The organism is Streptomyces sp. NPDC101152 (assembly GCF_044768275.1).
Taxonomy (GTDB): Bacteria; Actinomycetota; Actinomycetes; order Streptomycetales; family Streptomycetaceae; genus Streptomyces.
On record NZ_JBIWPO010000154.1, the window covers coordinates 1 to 1,003 of the forward strand.

General features: G+C 57.5%; 1 rRNA gene. It reads right to left on the bottom strand.

What is annotated here, in order from left to right:
* A 23S ribosomal RNA gene (locus ACIRVK_RS45595) occupies positions 1 to 1,003 on the bottom strand; the annotation flags it as partial.

Genomic DNA, 1,003 nt, shown 5'->3' on the forward strand with positions numbered 1-1,003 from the left:
CCACAATCGGCTCGGCATCAGGTCTCAGCCACAAGTGACCCGGATTTACCTGGATCACGGCCTACACCCTTACCCCGGGACAACCACCGCCCGGGATGGACTACCTTCCTGCGTCACCCCATCACTCACCTACTACCACCTTGGATCAGCGGCTCCACCACTCCCCCTTGCCCGAAGGCTCCGGGGCGGCTTCACGGCCTTAGCATCAGAAGGTTCGATGTTTGACGCTTCACAGCGGGTACCGGAATATCAACCGGTTATCCATCGACTACGCCTGTCGGCCTCGCCTTAGGTCCCGACTTACCCTGGGCAGATCAGCTTGACCCAGGAACCCTTAGTCAATCGGCGCACACGTTTCCCACGTGTGAATCGCTACTCATGCCTGCATTCTCACTCGTCAACCGTCCACAACTCGCTTACGCGGCTGCTTCACCCGGCAGACGACGCTCCCCTACCCATCACAGCCTCCGTTGGGAGTATTACTGCAATGACACGACTTCGGCGGTACGCTTGAGCCCCGCTACATTGTCGGCGCGGAATCACTAGACCAGTGAGCTATTACGCACTCTTTCAAGGGTGGCTGCTTCTAAGCCAACCTCCTGGTTGTCTCTGCGACTCCACATCCTTTCCCACTTAGCGTACGCTTAGGGGCCTTAGTCGATGCTCTGGGCTGTTTCCCTCTCGACCATGGAGCTTATCCCCCACAGTCTCACTGCCGCGCTCTCACTTACCGGCATTCGGAGTTTGGCTAAGGTCAGTAACCCGGTAGGGCCCATCGCCTATCCAGTGCTCTACCTCCGGCAAGAAACACACGACGCTGCACCTAAATGCATTTCGGGGAGAACCAGCTATCACGGAGTTTGATTGGCCTTTCACCCCTAACCACAGGTCATCCCCCAGGTTTTCAACCCTGGTGGGTTCGGTCCTCCACGACCTCTTACAGCCGCTTCAACCTGCCCATGGCTAGATCACTCCGCTTCGGGTCTTGAGCGTGCTACTAAAA